The 18,075-nt window shown below is 35.0% G+C and carries 16 protein-coding genes, 1 tRNA gene and 1 CRISPR repeat array; of the genes, 11 read left to right on the plus strand and 6 right to left on the minus strand.

Going from position 1 to position 18,075, the window contains the following annotated elements; translation table 11 throughout:
- Together METTI_RS03690 and METTI_RS03695 are read left to right on the plus strand one after the other, a co-directional pair.
- Nucleotides 1–381 (plus strand): hypothetical protein, encoded by a 381-nt coding sequence (locus METTI_RS03690; protein ID WP_023844476.1) that lies wholly within the window; start codon nucleotides 1–3, stop codon nucleotides 379–381.
- Between the two features lie 142 nt (nucleotides 382–523).
- The gene (locus tag METTI_RS03695; RefSeq protein WP_156916236.1) at nucleotides 524–844 is read left to right on the plus strand and encodes a hypothetical protein; all 321 of its coding nucleotides are present in this window, start codon (nucleotides 524–526) and stop codon (nucleotides 842–844) included.
- On the opposite strand, the gene METTI_RS15005 is transcribed toward METTI_RS03695, so the two are convergent.
- A complete protein-coding gene (locus METTI_RS15005; RefSeq protein WP_023844478.1) occupies nucleotides 824–1,156 on the minus strand; it encodes a ribbon-helix-helix domain-containing protein in 333 nt (110 codons plus the stop codon). The genes METTI_RS03695 and METTI_RS15005 overlap by 21 nt on opposite strands.
- Before the next feature lie 130 nt (nucleotides 1,157–1,286).
- Here METTI_RS15005 and METTI_RS03705 point away from each other — a divergent pair, with 130 nt between their 5' ends.
- The 9 genes from METTI_RS03705 (at nucleotide 1,287) to cas4 (ending at nucleotide 10,810) form a co-directional block, all read left to right on the plus strand.
- Nucleotides 1,287–1,679 (plus strand): PPC domain-containing protein, encoded by a 393-nt coding sequence (locus tag METTI_RS03705; protein ID WP_156916237.1) that lies wholly within the window; start codon nucleotides 1,287–1,289, stop codon nucleotides 1,677–1,679.
- Nucleotides 1,680–2,356: 677 nt separating this feature from the next.
- Nucleotides 2,357–4,222: a TIGR02556 family CRISPR-associated protein gene (locus METTI_RS03710; protein WP_023844482.1), complete on the plus strand. Its 1,866-nt coding sequence runs from the start codon at nucleotides 2,357–2,359 to the stop codon at nucleotides 4,220–4,222.
- The gene (gene cas7b / locus METTI_RS03715) at nucleotides 4,215–5,201 is read left to right on the plus strand and encodes a type I-B CRISPR-associated protein Cas7/Csh2 (protein WP_023844483.1); all 987 of its coding nucleotides are present in this window, start codon (nucleotides 4,215–4,217) and stop codon (nucleotides 5,199–5,201) included. Before METTI_RS03710 ends, cas7b begins: the two co-directional genes overlap by 8 nt.
- A gap of 8 nt (nucleotides 5,202–5,209) precedes the next feature.
- Nucleotides 5,210–5,926: a type I-B CRISPR-associated protein Cas5b gene (cas5b, locus tag METTI_RS03720; RefSeq protein WP_023844484.1), complete on the plus strand. Its 717-nt coding sequence runs from the start codon at nucleotides 5,210–5,212 to the stop codon at nucleotides 5,924–5,926.
- Complete coding sequence (locus METTI_RS03725; protein ID WP_048135782.1) at nucleotides 5,913–8,285, plus strand: CRISPR-associated helicase/endonuclease Cas3; 2,373 nt, start codon at nucleotides 5,913–5,915, stop codon at nucleotides 8,283–8,285. The genes cas5b and METTI_RS03725 overlap by 14 nt, the downstream gene beginning before the upstream one ends.
- 5 nt (nucleotides 8,286–8,290) lie before the next feature.
- Nucleotides 8,291–8,941 (plus strand): CRISPR-associated endonuclease Cas6, encoded by a 651-nt coding sequence (locus METTI_RS03730; RefSeq protein WP_245596080.1) that lies wholly within the window; start codon nucleotides 8,291–8,293, stop codon nucleotides 8,939–8,941.
- Nucleotides 8,929–9,897, plus strand: a complete 969-nt coding sequence (gene cas1 / locus METTI_RS03735) for a CRISPR-associated endonuclease Cas1 (protein WP_023844487.1) — start codon at nucleotides 8,929–8,931, stop codon at nucleotides 9,895–9,897. Before METTI_RS03730 ends, cas1 begins: the two co-directional genes overlap by 13 nt.
- Before the next feature lie 12 nt (nucleotides 9,898–9,909).
- Nucleotides 9,910–10,200, plus strand: a complete 291-nt coding sequence (gene cas2, locus METTI_RS03740; protein ID WP_023844488.1) for a CRISPR-associated endonuclease Cas2 — start codon at nucleotides 9,910–9,912, stop codon at nucleotides 10,198–10,200.
- Between the two features lie 7 nt (nucleotides 10,201–10,207).
- Nucleotides 10,208–10,810 (plus strand): CRISPR-associated protein Cas4, encoded by a 603-nt coding sequence (gene cas4 / locus METTI_RS03745; protein WP_023844489.1) that lies wholly within the window; start codon nucleotides 10,208–10,210, stop codon nucleotides 10,808–10,810.
- A 112-nt stretch (nucleotides 10,811–10,922) separates the two neighbouring features.
- Nucleotides 10,923–13,598: a CRISPR direct-repeat array (repeat unit 37 nt; unit sequence ATTCAAAATCAAGATCCACTAAAACAAGGATTGAAAC).
- A gap of 71 nt (nucleotides 13,599–13,669) precedes the next feature.
- Here the strand turns inward: cas4 and METTI_RS03750 are convergent.
- The 5 genes from METTI_RS03750 to METTI_RS03770 form a co-directional block, all read right to left on the minus strand.
- Nucleotides 13,670–13,754: transfer RNA gene (locus METTI_RS03750), tRNA-Leu, on the minus strand.
- A gap of 240 nt (nucleotides 13,755–13,994) precedes the next feature.
- Nucleotides 13,995–14,759 carry an ABC transporter ATP-binding protein gene (locus METTI_RS03755; RefSeq protein WP_023844490.1) on the minus strand — a complete coding sequence of 255 codons (765 nt, stop codon included), beginning with the start codon at nucleotides 14,757–14,759 and terminating at the stop codon, nucleotides 13,995–13,997.
- Between the two features lie 25 nt (nucleotides 14,760–14,784).
- Nucleotides 14,785–15,864, minus strand: coding sequence for a FecCD family ABC transporter permease (locus METTI_RS03760; protein WP_023844491.1), 1,080 nt, complete (start codon nucleotides 15,862–15,864; stop codon nucleotides 14,785–14,787).
- Nucleotides 15,865–15,989: 125 nt separating this feature from the next.
- On the minus strand, nucleotides 15,990–17,231 hold the full coding sequence (locus METTI_RS03765) for an ABC transporter substrate-binding protein (RefSeq protein ID WP_023844492.1): 1,242 nt from the start codon (nucleotides 17,229–17,231) through the stop codon (nucleotides 15,990–15,992).
- Nucleotides 17,232–17,236: 5 nt separating this feature from the next.
- Nucleotides 17,237–18,058 (minus strand): hypothetical protein, encoded by an 822-nt coding sequence (locus tag METTI_RS03770; RefSeq protein WP_023844493.1) that lies wholly within the window; start codon nucleotides 18,056–18,058, stop codon nucleotides 17,237–17,239.
- Between the last annotated feature and the right edge of the window lie 17 nt (nucleotides 18,059–18,075).

Consider the following 18,075-nt stretch of genomic DNA (forward strand, 5'->3'; position numbering starts at 1 on the left):
ATGGAAATAAAAGTGCTTGAATCAGACATACTTATTCGTGATGTACCACTTGAAAAAATTGTTTGTGACACAAAAAACGGCAATAAATTAAACATTGAATTCGATGCCAAAGATGGTATCAGATACAATATTGAATTTATTACACACATAGCATTGAAAGTAACAATTGATGGCTGCTTTGACGGCAGTTTTCTTTTTTATTCAGATTATGGTATGATGTATGAGATTATTGATTCAGAGTGGATATTTAATTTAAGAATGGAACATGATAGTCAAGAGCCATATGATCATATCATGGATAATGTTCATCATTATATAACTCATCTAGGAGATTTTAATGTAGAGGTCGTTGCAAAAGGATACAAATTGAACAAATTATAGATGTATAAGGTAATATTATTAACTGCTTTAGCAGCATTATTACAACTCTTTTTTAGTTTCGTTTTAAGAATATTATGATATCATAATTATCACATACACTGAAGTAATAATTATTTAATGCTACATGTTTATCAATAATATCATGCATTGCAAACTAAAAACAACAGCTCTCCTCCTCGCCTGCATCCTGCTGATCTCACCAACCAATGCCTCCCTTTTTGAGAGCCGATATCCCTACATCAAATCCCATGAAGTCGATTCAGTAGAGATGCAGGACGGCCATCCGGTGATCACATCTGCAGGCTGTATCGTGTGGACAAACTGCACCCTCCATTACAGGTATGGGTTTGACCGGATAGATCAGGTCCTGGCCGTTCTCAGTGATCCGGAGGGAGAAGTCATTGACTTCAGGTATGCAGATCTGGAACAGAACACAACAAAACTAGACATCAGAAGTAGCTAAAACAAATTTTATAGCATCTTCTCTGGAATCAAAACCATTAGATTCTTTTATTGAGTCAAGTTTCTGTAAAACATTTGGACTCAAAAATATTGGCTTTGTGTCACCTTTCAGACTCAACAACATTATATTTTCAGGTGAAAGAGTTGAAAGCAGTTTGAGAGAAAATTCAATCCCATGGCTTCGACTTGCAAAAATCTTTTTCTCATCAATCATTGAATCAAGCCACTGAAGAAGCTTTGTATCCAAAGATATACTTGATCTTTCTTTCATGGTTTTCATAAGACTGACATCAATATAAACAGCTTTATTCATATTGCATAACTTTTAATATATTGTATGCATATTTATGCATGTGTAATACATGTAGATGAATGCAGCACGTAATTAAGAAAATGGTGTACAATATGAATTACAGAAATAGCGTATTTATCAGGGTGGTATGTTGAATTTTAAAACGATATTGCTTATAGCTGTACTATTAATTGGTGTATATTCTGTTGGTTATTCTTCTGAGAAAGATAAAGAACTTTCTTTTGAAGATGAATTTGTAATTGAGAAGGGGTATTATCAACCTTATTATTTTCAGTTAGAAGAATCTGATTTATTAGATGTGCTTGTCGAAACAGAAGGGACGCCTATTGACGTTTATCTTTTAGATTCGAACAACTTCAATCAGCTTGAATCTAATGGAACATTTGAATATTACCAGTTTAGGGGAAATTCAATAAAAACACAAATAAAATTCGAAGCTCCGAATTATGATACTTATTACATTGTTTTTGAATCATTAAATTCAGATGCTAAAGTTAAGTTCAACTATACAGCATATTATTGAACGATACCAACAGGAGAATATCTAATGTCAGAACATACTGCCGGAGACTATGTACGTTTTTTTCTTTTTTTAATTATTGCGTACTCAATTATGCACAGTGTCTTTAATATGACTGGACCACATGCTTTTTGGGTGAGTTTGGCAATATCTGCTGGATTGTACAATTCACTAAAAAAGAAAAATAACAAATCTTAGGATTTCTTTTTCAACTATCAGAAACATATCATCTAAGAAAAATCGTGAAAACTAATTAAAAAACAAGTATCGTGTTTTTTGAATTACTTCTTTTGCACGGATGCGGACCTGAGAGCATCGGTGCACCAGCCATCTTGAAGCACTGTGGTCCGAGCACCTACCGGAGCAGAGGACGACAGTGCGTCTAATAACAATGCAAGGCGGTGCGCCGCCCGCAGTAGCACGGGGGCAGCGAGGACGGAAACCGCCAAAATGTCCCTATCCTAAGGATAATCATTACTTTACTCTATTTATGGGTGGTAGGAGAAATTGAATGGCAGCTGATTCTATTTTTACTAAAAATGTTACTGAATTTAAAGTAGAATATACATTCCAACCTCATATTATTATCAACAGCAATAATAAACATACACTCAAAGACAAATAGAAACGTTTATTAGTAATTTACAACGTAATGACATTGTAGGGATTGGTGAAATGCTGTGATTGAAGCAATCAAAGAGATTGGAGAGTATGCACTAAAAAAAGATGAAAAAAATCCAGAGAATCCTATCGAAATTATAATTGAAGACCCTGCATCATCTCCAACTTACAAACATATTTTAGCAATAATTCTGAATGAAACTGAAACTGAAACTGAAACTGAATTCACGTACGGTGGCATTCAGCTTGAAGAATATAGTAAAGAAAAGAAGGAAAAGTACCTATATAAAGGTGGATCTTCTAGAGGGACAGATTTATCCCCTACTTCTAAAATTACTACGTTAGATAAAACATGGAACAACAAAACAATTGCTTGGTTTAGAAAAGTTCTCAATGACAAGAATTTAGATATAGAAGAAGTTGAATCAAAGTTTCTTGAGAGCATATATGACTGCTTGGAGATTAACAAAGATATTATTTTAAATGATTTAACTGAAAAAAGTAGTGATTTTGCAAAAAATGAAAATGCTATCATTACTTTAGTTATAAATGCTACAAACCTCTCTCCTCAATATATAGGAGACATCAATGTTTTTAAAAAAATAGTGGAACAATACTATTCTCAAAATTTATCTCACTCAGCTACATACAAAATTGACTCCATAGGACATAATCAAGTTTGCTCTGTATGTAATCATGAAAGTGAAGAAGTATATGGACTAGTTACTACATATAAATTTTATAATGTAGATAAGCCCGGATTTGTCAGTGGTGGATTTGACAGAAGTGAATCTTGGAAAAACTATCCAGTATGCCTTAAATGTTCTCTTGCTCTTGAGGCTGGAAAACAGTATTTGGAAGAATACAATAAGTACAAATCATATGGTATAAATTATTATATAATCCCAAAACTTCTTCAACAAAATGGAAGCAGTGATATATATGAAGTATTTGAGGATTATAACGAAAATATACTTGATGGAAATTTAACCATCAAAAAAGAATATGGAAGACTGTTGTCTGAAACTGAAGAAGAGATATTTGAGCTTCTTTCAAATCAAAGTAACACACTTAGTAACAACATTCTATTTTTTGAGAAAACAAATGCTGCTTTTAGGATTCTACTTTATGTAGAAGATGTTCTTCCTTCCAGATTAAGAAAATTGTTTGAAATAAAAAAAATAGTGGATAAAAAAAGTACTTTTAATAATCTTTACAAAAGGAATCATCCACTCTCCTTTACATTTGGTAATATATGGTATTTATTTAGTAACCAAGAACAAGACGGTACTAAGTATTTTTTGGAAATCGCAAATAATATATTTTCAAATCAGACACTTAGTTATACTTTTTTGGTGAAAAAAATTGTGGACAAAGTGAGGAGAGACTTTGTGAATGACAGAAGTACAATTGATTCTACCCTCAAAGGCCTTCAGCTACTAGACTATATAAATTATCTCGGTCTGTTAGACAATTTCAATGGAGAGAATAAAGTGAGAACTGATTTTGATGATACCTTAAATAAATGTAACACATCTATTGATGAAAAAGCGAATCAACTTTTTAGTGAGTTTCCTGATTTTTTTAACCAACCTGCAAAAAGAGCTATTTTCTTGCAGGGTGCTCTCACACAGTACTTATTGAATATTCAGTGGCATGATAGAGGAGCATCGCCTTTCAGAACAAAGTTACATGGCTTAAAACTAGATGAGAAACTTGTAAAGAAACTCTTCCCTGAAATTCAAAATAAACTTGAAGAATATGGAAAAAATTACTACTTAGACCTTGAAACTTTAATTTCAAAATATATGCTACAAGCAGGTAATGACTGGAATATATCCAAAGATGAAATCAATTTCTATTATGTTCTTGGAATGAACCTTTCATACATATTTAAGAACCAAGGAGAGAATGCAGATGAGTGACGTAATTTCAAATCGTTCAGAATTATTATTTTTGTATGACGTAAAAGATTCGAACCCCAATGGTGACCCTCTCGATGAGAATAGACCTAGGATAGATGAAGAAACTGGAATTAATCTTGTTACAGATGTAAGACTAAAAAGAACAATTCGAGATTACCTGTATAAATTTAAGGAACAAGAGATATTCGTTCGTGAAATTGAAGATGACGAAGGTCATATCCAAGATGCAAAACTCAGAGCTGAAGACTTTTTACTGGAAAATGGCAAGGCTGTAGACAAAAAAGATATTAGTCTGCCAGAGATGAAAAAAATTATTGATGAAAATGTTCTCAAAGATTGTATTGATGTCAGATTGTTTGGTGTCACACTTCCCATTGAAAAAGATACTAACAAAAGTTCTTCAATTACCCATACAGGTCCAGTTCAATTTAAAATAGGACGTTCATTGCATAAAGTTTTTACAAAACATTTCAAAGGAACTGGAGCATTTGCATCTAAAAAAGGTGCATCGCAAAAAACCTTCAGAGAAGAAGATTTTTTACCTTATTCGCTTATTTGTTTCTATGGTATCATAAATGAAAATGTTGCAAAAGAAACACGATTGACGGAAGATGACATAAAATTGCTTTTAGATGGAATGTGGAATGGAACAAAAAGCCTAATATCTAGATCAAAAGTAGGTCAGGTTCCAAGATTGATTCTAAAAATCAATTACAAAAAAGAAAACTATCACATCGGTGATCTGAATAATATGCTAAAACTTGATTCAAACATACCAGATGACGAAATACGTGATGTTTCCCAGATAAATTTAGATATTTCACAACTTATCAGTGCCTTCTCTAAAAACATTGAGACTATTGATAACGTTGAATACTGTATAGACGACAGAGTGAAGTTGTTATTTGATGGAAAAGAAACAACTCTCAGTGAATGTCTAAATAATACTAAATTATCAATCAAAGAACTGAAGTTTTAGGTGTTAAAGTGGATAAAGTACTTGCATTCGATGTGTGGGGAGAATATGCTCATTTCAGGAAGTATTATACCACCACATCACCCCTCACTTTTTCCATACCACCACGAACTGCAATATGTGGCTTAATTGCAGCAATTATTGGCATTGATAAAACAGAATATCTTAGTTATTTCTCAAAAGATAAAGCTGATATTGCTGTGAAACTGTTGTCTCCAGTAAAAAAGGTTAGACTTTCTGAAAATCTAATTGACACCAAAACTGCACTAGTGATGGGTAAAATAAAGAACCGTACACAAATACGCTTCGAACTTCTAAAAGATGCAAGGTTTAGAATATATTTTAGCCATAAAGAAGCTGAATTATATGAAAAACTGCATTCATACCTTACACAACATCAGTCATTTTATACACCCTGTCTTGGACTTAGTGAACATATTGCAAATTTTGTGTTTGTTGGAGAATTCAGTGTAGAACTGAAAAATGGAACCGAAGATTTTGTAGTAATAGATTCCGCAATTCCAGTCAAACAAAATTCAAATTTAAAAATAAGGTTTGATGAAAATGGTGGCGAGTATTTCCATGAAACCTTACCTATTGAAATGGCAGAGGATAGAACTGTACTGGAATATTCTAAAGTAGCTTTTGAGCGTAATGGTCAACCCATCATTGCAAAATTTGACACGTATTGGGAACTTGATAATGGTGAGAGAATTGTCTTCTTATGAACTACTCTCTCACCCCGAGAAAACACTCTACATTCATCTTAAAAATGTTGCAGATATTAGTAGGATTACTATTAATTCAAAGAATTTAAATTTTGAAAATTTAGATGTGAATATTCTTGCAGATATATCATATATAATTGGTGCCTGCCATGACTTTGGTAAAGCCACACATTATTTTCAAGATTATATAAGAGAAAGAGATGAACAACGTAAGTTGACGCTTAAAAACAATCCTCTTACCCAACATGGATTAATTTCTGCTGTCTTTGCCTACTATGTGCTAAAACAGTATCTTAAAGAAAAAAACGAGGAGCTTTTTTTTATACCATTATTTGGATATTTAGCTGTAAAAAGGCATCATGGTAACCTGGATAACCCTATTTTTGAATTGGTTGCACTAGATGATGACAAAATTGAATATTTAAAAAAGCAAGCTGAAGCTATTGATCCAAAGCAAATCACAGAGATTTATCAATCACTTTTAACGGATATAGATACCAACGATTTTTTGAAGCAAATAGAATCATTGTCTTTAGAAATTAAAAAAAGCAAAAGGCAACTAATAAGGCACTTGAAAAATGAAAGTTCAACATATAGTTATATACTCTTTCAACTTCTATATTCGATTCTTTTAAACTCGGACAAAACGGATGCTGCAAGCCTCAATATGCCTACTCGACCAAATCTTAGTCCATTATTAGTGGATGAATATCGTAAATTTAAAAAATGGGATAAAACAGAAGAAGGAATTAACAACATTCGAAATCTAATCTATTCTGATGTTACAGATGAAATTAAGAACATAAATCTTGATCATAGAATCTATTCTTTGAATGTTCCAACTGGCACAGGAAAAACACTTACTTCATTCTCATTGTCATTAAAATTAAGAGAAAAGATAGAGAGTGAACTCAATTATTCTCCAAAAATAATATACAGTTTGCCTTTTTTGAGCATAATAGATCAGAATTATTCAGTATTCGAAGATGTTTTTAAAACAATTTATGAAGATGAACCAGATACATCTACACTATTAAAACATCACCACTTGTCAGATATTCAGTACACATTTCAAGATGATGAGTTTAAAGAAGATAAAGCACTTTTATTAATTGAAGGTTGGAATTCTGAAATAGTTGTCACCACATTCATACAGTTTTTCCATTCTCTGATATCGAATAGAAATCGATCATTAAGAAAATTCCACAACATTGCTAATTCCATTGTTATTCTCGATGAAGTTCAATCTATTCCACATAAGTATTGGCTACTTTTTAAAGAACTTATTATAACATTATCCAAGCATCTAAACACATATTTTATCTTTGTTACTGCAACACAACCTCTTATTTATAATGAAAATGAAAGAGAAATTGTTGAACTTGCAAAGAATAAGAATGACTATTTTTCCAAATTTGATCGAATTAGCCTTCAGTACTTACCTGAACCTATGAGTTTAGATGATTTCAAAGAAAAGGTTAGATTAGACATTGAAACAATGGAAAATAATGATTTTTTAATCGTTTTAAACACCATCAATGCAAGTAAAAAAGTATATGAGCATCTCACATTTTCGAAAAAAGAATCCGTTGACTACTTTTATCTTTCAACACATATAACTCCAAAAGAACGCCTTGAAAGAATTAAACAAATAAAGAACACTGAAAAACGGAGAGTAATAGTAAGCACTCAATTGATAGAAGCAGGTGTTGATATTGATGTTGATGTGGTTTATAGAGACATGAGTACTTTGGACTCTATTAACCAAGTTGCAGGAAGATGTAATAGGAATTTTGATATCAAAAAGAAGGGAGAAGTAAAAGTATTCATTCTCAAAGATGAGAGAAAAGAATACTACAAATATATCTATTCCACCTTTCTGATTGATAAAACCAAAGAAACCTTAGATGGAACTGGTATCATTAAAGAAAAGGAGTTTTTGGAACTAAACAATGAGTATTTCAAAAAGATAAAAGAAACTCAAAGTGAAGATGAAGCAAAAAAAATCCTGGATGCCTTACATAATATGCGTTTTGATTACATCAAGGAAAATTTCCATCTGATTGAAAATGATTATGAAAAAGCAGATGTATTCATTGAAATTGATGATAATGCCCATGATATTTGGCAACAATTCAAAGCACTTCGTGAAATCAAGAACTCACTTGAAAGGAAAAACAAATTCTTGAATTTTAAAAAGCAGTTCTATGAGTATGTAATTTCGGTTCCAAAAGCTAAAGTCCCATCTTTAGTTGATTCTAATACCGAAATAAGTTATGTTTCACTTGAAATACTGAGTGAATGGTACAATAAAGAAACAGGATTTATAGCAAAAGAAGAAGGAGCATTGATTTTTTGATAGAATTGAAGATTTTTAGATTAACCCTCACCTCCACCCGCCCCATCAAAGGATCCGGTGCACAGCTTAGAGGCTTCTTTGCCACCAAATTCAACGAATACAACCTCTTACACCAACATAACACTGACAAGTTCATCTACCAGTACCCAATGGTCCAATACAAAATGATAGGTCAAACACCCACAGTAATCGGAATAAATGATGGTGCAGAAGTGCTCAAAGAGATATACGATGAATACGACAAGATCAACCTTAACGGCAATGAGTATGAAATTGTAGAGCGAGGAATAAACTACAAAAAAGAAGATTTTGGAATATCTGAAAAACTGATTAAATACGATTTTGTAACACCCTGGTTCGCACTAAATCAGGAAAATCACAGAAAATACCTTTCTTCTGATAAAGAACAACAAACAGAACTACTCAACAGGAATCTGACAGGTAACATGCTTTCTATGTCAAAATCCCTGAACTACCAAGTTCCTGAAAGGATTAAATGCCATACCGAACTGAAAGCCCGTCGTTCAAGTCTGAAAGGAAACGAGATACTTGCTTTCAAAGGCTCCTTTGTCACAAACTTTCAGATCCCAGACTACCTGGGCGTAGGTAAATCCGTATCACGTGGATTTGGGACGGTGAAAAAATGCAACTTGTAATTAATTCACGTGGCTCCTACCTCAAAAAACAACAGAACTGTTTTCTTGTAAAGAACGAAGACAAGGTATTCGAAGTCTCCGCCAACAAAGTTGAAAGTATCCTTATAACCACATCAGCAACCATCACAACCGATGCCATCAAGTTTGCTGTCGAAAATAATATTGACATAGTATTTCTGGACCACTTCGGAGATCCATATGGAAGAGTATGGCATTCCAAATTAGGAAGTACCGTACTCATCCGTAGAAAACAGCTTGAGATAGCAAATAAAGAACAGGGATTCAAACTAGCAAGAGGTTGGATAGAGATCAAGATCAACAATCAGATCGAATTCCTGAAAGATCTAAAAAAGAACCGTCCTGAAAAACGGGAAGAAATGGATGAATACATTACAAATATAAATACAATGATACATAAACTCCTTGAGCTTGATGGCGTTCTGGATGAAGCAAGAGGAACTATAATGGGAATAGAAGGCATGTCTTCAAGACATTATTTTAATGCACTTAGCTACATAATGCCTGAAAAATGGAAATTTGAAGGACGAAGTAGAAATCCTGCGGTGGATGAATTCAATTGCCTACTTAATTATGGATATGGAGTTCTTTATTCAATGGTAGAAAAAGCCTGTATCCTCTCAGGACTTGATCCATATGTAGGGTTTATGCATACTGACAACTATAACAAAAAATCTCTTGTCTTTGACCTTATAGAGATGTATCGTATCCATGTTGACAGAACTGTTGTTAATCTATTCTCTAAAAGAAAGGTCAAAGAAGAATACTTTGATAAGATTCCAAATGGCCTTAGTCTTAACAAAGAAGGCAAAGCTCTACTTATACAATCACTTAATGAGGCCTTAGACCAGAGTATTGGATATCATGGCAGAAATATCAAGATCAGAAATACAATACAGTATGATTGCCACAAAATAGCCAATGAACTAATAAAATGAAAAGGTGAAGAAATGTTAGTGTGGGTAATATATGACATTGCTGATGATCCAATCAGAAAAAAAGTCAGTGATAAATGCAAGAACTATGGCCTTTACAGGGTTCAAAAAAGTGTCTTTCTGGGCGATCTCAATGCAAACCAAAGGGATTCTCTTGCAATTGAATGTGAAGATCTAATAGACCCAGAAGTAGATTCAGTTTATATTTTCCCAATGGATGATGAATCATTCAGAAAGGTCAAACTGATAGGACAGGCTTTTGATAAAGAGCTTGTTAGTGATGAAGTATTAACAACTTTCTTCTGAGGATATCATGGAAGAGCTAGAAAGTGAAAGTTCTACAATAATTACTATTTCAGACGTGCTGGAATATCTATTCTGCCCCAGATTTATCTATTTTATGTACTGCCTGGATATACCTCAACATGAAGAAAACAGATTCAAGGTCATCAAAGGAAGAGATGTTCATAAAAAGCGGCAAATGACAAACAGAGAATATGTGAGGAAGAAACTAAACTGTATTAGCAAAGAATCCGAAGTCTATGTCGTTTCCAAAGCCCACCACATAAAAGGAATAGTGGATGAAGTACTTTTTTTAGAAGATAATACTGCTGCTCCTTTGGAATATAAGTTTGCAGAATATAAAGATAAGGTATTCTCAACTTACAAATATCAACTTGTTCTACAGGCATTGTTGATAAAAGAGAATTACAACATAGAAGTTCAAAAAGGATATATCTGCTATACTCGTAGTAACAGTATGATTAAGGAATTAGCTTTTAAGTTATCAGATTTCAAAAAGGCTAATGACATCATCAAAGACATTATACAGATAGTTGACAAAGGAAAATACCCACAAGCAACAAAATCAAAGAACAAATGTATTGATTGTTGCTACAGAAATATATGTGCATGACATAGTTATCTTATACTTATAAGGAGTTCAATAATTTTGCAACAAGAATTAGCGTGTTCTGAAAGAAGCAATTTAAAGGTTTATTTTGCTAATAACAGGAAATATTTGCGCTATTCAAAATCAAGATCCACTAAAACAAGGATTGAAACCAGACTATTATTTCCTCACTGGAATGATAGCATAGACCATTCAAAATCAAGATCCACTAAAACAAGGATTGAAACATGAATCATATATGAATGATTCATTAGATGATGAATTATTCAAAATCAAGATCCACTAAAACAAGGATTGAAACGAGAAAGGATCTATCGGTATCTCCCTTGTAGATACAAATTCAAAATCAAGATCCACTAAAACAAGGATTGAAACCTGAAAGTATAGACATTTCAGAAAAATCAAGTAAATTCAAAATCAAGATCCACTAAAACAAGGATTGAAACATAGATTAGATATTTTTGAGATAAAAGAAGGCTTGTATTCAAAATCAAGATCCACTAAAACAAGGATTGAAACTTTAGGACGAACTGTTCGCACTGATTAAAACAGATTATTCAAAATCAAGATCCACTAAAACAAGGATTGAAACAGTAAATGGACTGTGGAGCATCGCGGCTGGTTACCGTATTCAAAATCAAGATCCACTAAAACAAGGATTGAAACTATATTTCCCTATAAAGCATAACCCTACTTAAAGCTGTATTCAAAATCAAGATCCACTAAAACAAGGATTGAAACAATACTATAGAGTACTATAGTATATTGGTAATGTATGATTCAAAATCAAGATCCACTAAAACAAGGATTGAAACCTTTAAAACCCTTCATATTAGGGTTTTCTTTATATTATTCAAAATCAAGATCCACTAAAACAAGGATTGAAACTTTCCTTTATTATGGGGAACCTGCAGGTTCTTCCATGTCATTCAAAATCAAGATCCACTAAAACAAGGATTGAAACCATGATTAGCCTCTGTTTCAAAATAGCTCATTAACATTCAAAATCAAGATCCACTAAAACAAGGATTGAAACATTCTACTAGCATTTTATATTCTTCTAATGATATATTCAAAATCAAGATCCACTAAAACAAGGATTGAAACATAAAATCAATGGCTTCGCTATATGGAGGATTTGTAATTCAAAATCAAGATCCACTAAAACAAGGATTGAAACTGATAGTTGCCGGTGTTCTTGGTATGTCTGCACGCCGATTCAAAATCAAGATCCACTAAAACAAGGATTGAAACTTGTAGTGCCTGATATTGTAGCCGGTGGTCTCAGGTCATTCAAAATCAAGATCCACTAAAACAAGGATTGAAACACTAATATAATCATACAGGCATGTAATGATATTGGATTATTCAAAATCAAGATCCACTAAAACAAGGATTGAAACATTTTTTCTGTATCTTCTTTTGCTTCTGCCTGATTGATTCAAAATCAAGATCCACTAAAACAAGGATTGAAACTAGTTCTCACAAGTTTCTACTCTAGATTCAATTTTATTCAAAATCAAGATCCACTAAAACAAGGATTGAAACAAGTAAAATCCATTGTAGCGGGAGTACTTGCCATAATATTCAAAATCAAGATCCACTAAAACAAGGATTGAAACATACTCCTGTAGGAAGCATGCCATTCATAGTTATAATTCAAAATCAAGATCCACTAAAACAAGGATTGAAACAGGTTTACCATTTGAAAGCCCCCTAAAAAAAGGGTATTCAAAATCAAGATCCACTAAAACAAGGATTGAAACGACATTATTGCCCCTCCGCCCACATGATTACAGCCTCGAATTCAAAATCAAGATCCACTAAAACAAGGATTGAAACACTTCATACAAGAGTAATCCCCCCACTGCCGGATTCAAAATCAAGATCCACTAAAACAAGGATTGAAACTTATGGGAACTATCCGAAAATGATTTCCTCTTCTTATTCAAAATCAAGATCCACTAAAACAAGGATTGAAACAAACAGATTCATATTCAATTGTTTCAATCACTGTTGATTCAAAATCAAGATCCACTAAAACAAGGATTGAAACCTGATAAGGGTATTGTCAAATCTCGTCTCCTTGTTTGATTCAAAATCAAGATCCACTAAAACAAGGATTGAAACCTGGATACCTGGAAAGGACCAGAAATTAAATCATAAAATTCAAAATCAAGATCCACTAAAACAAGGATTGAAACTTTTAGGATCCTTCAGGAATCCCGGCAAAAACTAAATTCAAAATCAAGATCCACTAAAACAAGGATTGAAACTAGGATGCATCAACCCATGTATCAACTTCATTACAATTCAAAATCAAGATCCACTAAAACAAGGATTGAAACATAAGTTAATTGTAGTACCTGCTATTGCCGCTGGCGGGATTCAAAATCAAGATCCACTAAAACAAGGATTGAAACTGTCTTTGAGTGCCTTGTCAAAGAACTTATCACCGAATTCAAAATCAAGATCCACTAAAACAAGGATTGAAACCTGGATACCTGGAAAGGACCAGAAATTAAATCATAAATTCAAAATCAAGATCCACTAAAACAAGGATTGAAACACTGGAATATTTCAACACCTTTTGTTTTCACGCCATCTTATTCAAAATCAAGATCCACTAAAACAAGGATTGAAACTGAAGTCATCAAAAAGACTCATGCTTCAGCCCCCACATTCAAAATCAAGATCCACTAAAACAAGGATTGAAACCGAAATCCCAACTTATGCCGAACTTTGTAATATGCAATTCTAAATCAAGATCCATTATAACAAGGATTGAAATAGGTTACCTAGATAAAATGCAGGACAGAATCCTCACATTCAAAATCAAAACCATCATAACATAGTAAATGATGCGGGAGGTGCGATTCGAACGCACGAACTCCTACGAGAATGGGTCCTAAGCCCATCGCCTTTGGCCAAGCTGGGCAACCCCCGCATAAAGAAGAGTAGTCATTAAATAAATTGTTCACATATTAATATTACGCAATGAGATATCTATTTTTCATAGAAATGCTATGAAGCCCTATGAATATGGTCCTAAGCCCTGCGCCTTTGGCCAGGCTGGGCAACCCCCGCAAAAGAAGCAACTAACAGATAACACACTAACATATTAATGTTGCGTATAAAAACATGTTTTTGTACACTTTTTTCTCAAATTATAATTAAGAAAACAATTCTAAACCAGTTTCAGAGGGACAATGTAAGGAACACCATTCTCACTTTTAGCCACAGCTTCAACACCATAGTGTACCCTCATGTTATTCTCATTCAGAACATCCAGAGGTTCTCCGGCAGCTACAATCCTTCCACCTGACATCAAAAGAAGGCGGTTAGAATAGCGGACTGCCATATTCAAATCATGAATAGCCATGACCACTGAAATATCAAACTCACCCGCCAGCTTTTTCAGAATCTCCATCAGGGCCATCTGATACTTGATATCAAGACTGCTTGTAGGCTCATCCAGCAGCATAATACCAGTTTCCTGGGCAATTGCACGGGCAATAAACACTCTTTGCTGCTGGCCTCCGCTGATCTCGGCAAAATCCCTCATTGCAAGATCTGAAATATTCAACATATCAAGAGCATTCAACGCCTTATCAATGTCATTTTGGGAAAAATTCCATGAAGAATGTGGTCTCCTGCCCATAAGAACAGTATCCAGCACGGTAGTCGGGAATGAGATATCAGGAGACTGTGGGACATAAGCAATACATTTTGCAACATCCATACGATCCATTTTACCCATATCAGAACCATTAAGCATCACAGATCCTTGCGGATCCAGAATCCTGTCAATGCATTTGATAAGTGTTGACTTCCCGGCACCATTGGGCCCGATGATTCCCAGAATCTCACCCGGATGCAATTCCATATTAACATCCTTTAACACAGAAGAACTGGAATAATCAAAACTGACACCCTGCAAGATCATTCTCATATTAGTTTCAACTCCAAAACCATATTCACCAGTAATCCTTTCTTTTCCTGACTATCAAATACATAAACAGTGGAACACCCATATACGAAGTGACAATTCCGATGGGTAATATAATCGGAGACATCACAGTTATTGCAACGATATCTGCAACAGAGAGTAAAACTCCCCCGACCAAAGCAGATACAGGAAATACAAAGCGATTATCACCTCCGATTATCATACGGGTTATGTGTGGTGCCACAAGACCAATGAATCCTATCGTACCTGTGAAACAAACAATGCTGGCAGTTAGTAAAGAAGCAAGCACCATTAACATAACTCTGATCTTTGGAACATTCAGACCCAGGCTTTTTGCAGTATCATCACCTGCAATGATTATATTGAGATCGCGTGCTTTCCACATAAGCAAAGGAACCGTAAGGACCAGTACAATAAATATTGCTTTTACTTTGTCCCAATCAGCATAGGACAGGCTGCCAATAAGCCAGAAAGTAACTTCTTTTGCTGCTTCATCACTTGCAAAATACTGGAGCAATGCAACACTTGATGAAAAAAGGAACATCATTGCAATACCTGCAAGTAGCATTGTTTCAGGACTGGTACCCTTTTTCCCGGAAAGTGCGAGAACCACAATGGAAGAGATGAGTGCACCTGCAAACGCATTTCCGATGATAAGATATTCACCATCCAGTAAACCGGAACCGAGTGTAATTGCCACCGCAGCACCAAAACCAGAAGCAGAGGAAATGCCCAGCGTATATGGAGAAGCCAATGGATTTCTTAGAATCCCCTGCATTATCGCACCTGCAAGCCCAAGACCAATACCTGAAAGAATTCCAAGACAGACCCTTGGAAGCCTAATATTCCAGACAACCCTCTCTGCTTTTCCGCTTACCTGAAAATATCCTGGAAAAAAGTGATCAAATATTGTATGATAGACCTCAGTAATTGAGAAATTTATAACCCCTATAGTAGAGGCAAATCCCACAATAGCAATCAACAGGAAAAATAAAAAACCAATAATGATGACTTTTCTTTTTCTTGTTTTTTGATAATCATTTTTAATAGCATGAACAGAACTTACATTTTCCTGAGAAGATGCCATATATATTCACTCGTTAAAAAATTTGCTGTGTTTACCACATATATCAGTCATCACTTGAACTTATGACAAACACAGCTTCGATATCAGATTATCCGACCTTCACAAATTAATTCGAAGTCCATATTTTAATATACCACAGCATTCCAGCGCTCAAATACCCCGAAATCATCGAGCATTTCTGTATACAGGTCATCTTCACCGTAGAATTCCTTATATATTGCATTACCCTCAGCTTCCACATCAATATTTTCAGACTCATCAGGGTACATCAGCTTAACCATGCGATAAGCATCTGCCATTGCAATTGCTGGATCCATTCCATTAGAAGAACCTCGTATGTAGTATACTTTAGACTTATCAACAGCTGATACATCAACAAGAGTATCATCATCAAGGACAGTATCCTTATCCATAGACTGGTCCACCTGATAATACCTTATGAAAATAACTTCCGGATCCCATGCGATTATCTGCTCTTTTGTAACCGTGGCTGAACCCCAGCTTGAAGGCTGGCCTGTTGCTACATTATTACCACCTGCAATTTCCAGTGCATAATAAGTTGGCGCACACTTGATAATCTCATTACTTCCACCGGTTGCGATGTAAGCATTGAGCTTGTCTTCTGTTGCAATGGAAGAGGACATAGAGGATATTGAATCTACATGATCTTCAGCATAACTCACAAGTTCTTCAGCCCTGTCTTCTTCACCAATGATTTTGCCTGCAAGCCTCCATACATCATAAGCACCTGCCTCTTCATCAAAATCCAGACCAAAAGTAGCGCTTAAAGCAACAACCGGAATACCCGTACTATCCTGCAAATCTGCAGCCGTACTTGCCGCAGAATAGAATACAATATCCGGCTCAATATCCACTATAGCTTCGGCATTAGGAGTGGAACCTGATCCAATAGATGGAAGATCACGAAGTTCAGGATAAGCCCTGGTTACCAGTAAAGCATCGTCATCTATTATATTCTGATAAACACCAACAACCCTGTCAGCGGCACCAAGTGAAGCAATTATCCTCACAGAAGGTGTAGAAGCCAGTGCTATCCTTTCTACAGGTCGGTAAAGAGTCACTTCTCTACTGTTATAGTGATCAGTAATAGTCAAAGGTTCACCGTCCCAGTAAGTATAAACATAAGCTGCATCACCTACATCATCAAGAGAAAGCTCACCGGAACCAAGCATCAGATTGCAAATTGCAGCAGATAGTTCCTCTTCAGTCAGGATCTCATTGCCATTAGCATCACACGGAATTTCATTTTCATAGACTGCCGCTGCCGGCAGACACATTATAGCAAAAACAGATGAAATAATCATAAGGATCTGAGCCGATCTTACAAAAACATTATTTGCAGACATAATTATCACCTTCTTCTCCTGGTACCAACGACTGCCAGAGACAGAACAAATGCAAAGCAGCTTAATGTAATACTAAAACCAGGAGTAGAGTTAGCAGAGCTTTCTACCCCTTCATTGCTTTCTGCAGAGGTATCAGCAGAACTTTCAGTACCATCAACACCTTCGGAACTACCTGAATCATCTGTGCTCTTAAGAACATCGTCTTCATCCCCAGATGCTTCGTTCAGATCAATTGTAACAACCTCGGACGATTCAGTCTCATTTGCAGGAATTGTTTGTAAGCTGGAACCAGTGCTGCTTCCTGAAGAACCACTACCGGAATTGCTACCTGAACCAGTACCTGTCCCGGAGTTTTCTGCTACTTCAAAAACACTATCTCCACTTATTGGTTCCAGACGATTTGCAAGAACATCAATCTCTACATCCTGATAAAGAAGATCTACCCATTCACCTGAAAAATCATAAAATCCAGTTGAGGAAGAGACCAGCGTGTAGCTTATCGTGTTAACGTCTATTGCGGAAAATGCAATTGTCATGTTATCACGGTCCACCGTAAAATCACATGATGAACTGATATCTCCATCATCTGCCGGGAAAGACAGACCTGAAGGGATGTTCTCTACAATACCAACAACTAATGGAGAATCTCCTTCGATTTCCAATACAACTGTAAATTCAGTGTCCGGCGTGACAGAATCAGGAAGAGTCCTGACAACATCACTGACTCCTGAATCAGTTGCTGAAGCAGAAGATGCTGTTAAGATGAGCATCACAAGCATCAGCAAGGATAAGGAAAATACTCTTTTTGACATATTATTTGTATTCATTCCACCACTACTCAATA

It is taken from the genome of Methanolobus tindarius DSM 2278 (assembly GCF_000504205.1).
GTDB classification, from domain to species: Archaea; Halobacteriota; Methanosarcinia; order Methanosarcinales; family Methanosarcinaceae; genus Methanolobus; species Methanolobus tindarius.

What these genes read in the sequence shown, in the direction of transcription:
- METTI_RS03690 (WP_023844476.1), top strand. Translation starts at nt 1, where the DNA reads ATGGAAATAAAAGTGCTTGAATCAGACATACTTATTCGTGATGTACCA.
- METTI_RS03695 (WP_156916236.1), top strand. Translation starts at nt 524, where the DNA reads ATGCATTGCAAACTAAAAACAACAGCTCTCCTCCTCGCCTGCATCCTG.
- METTI_RS15005 (WP_023844478.1), bottom strand. Translation starts at nt 1,156, where the DNA reads ATGAATAAAGCTGTTTATATTGATGTCAGTCTTATGAAAACCATGAAA.
- cas7b (WP_023844483.1), top strand. Translation starts at nt 4,215, where the DNA reads ATGAGTGACGTAATTTCAAATCGTTCAGAATTATTATTTTTGTATGAC.
- cas1 (WP_023844487.1), top strand. Translation starts at nt 8,929, where the DNA reads ATGCAACTTGTAATTAATTCACGTGGCTCCTACCTCAAAAAACAACAG.
- cas2 (WP_023844488.1), top strand. Translation starts at nt 9,910, where the DNA reads ATGTTAGTGTGGGTAATATATGACATTGCTGATGATCCAATCAGAAAA.
- cas4 (WP_023844489.1), top strand. Translation starts at nt 10,208, where the DNA reads ATGGAAGAGCTAGAAAGTGAAAGTTCTACAATAATTACTATTTCAGAC.
- METTI_RS03755 (WP_023844490.1), bottom strand. Translation starts at nt 14,759, where the DNA reads ATGAGAATGATCTTGCAGGGTGTCAGTTTTGATTATTCCAGTTCTTCT.
- METTI_RS03760 (WP_023844491.1), bottom strand. Translation starts at nt 15,864, where the DNA reads ATGGCATCTTCTCAGGAAAATGTAAGTTCTGTTCATGCTATTAAAAAT.
- METTI_RS03765 (WP_023844492.1), bottom strand. Translation starts at nt 17,231, where the DNA reads ATGTCTGCAAATAATGTTTTTGTAAGATCGGCTCAGATCCTTATGATT.
- METTI_RS03770 (WP_023844493.1), bottom strand. Translation starts at nt 18,058, where the DNA reads ATGAATACAAATAATATGTCAAAAAGAGTATTTTCCTTATCCTTGCTG.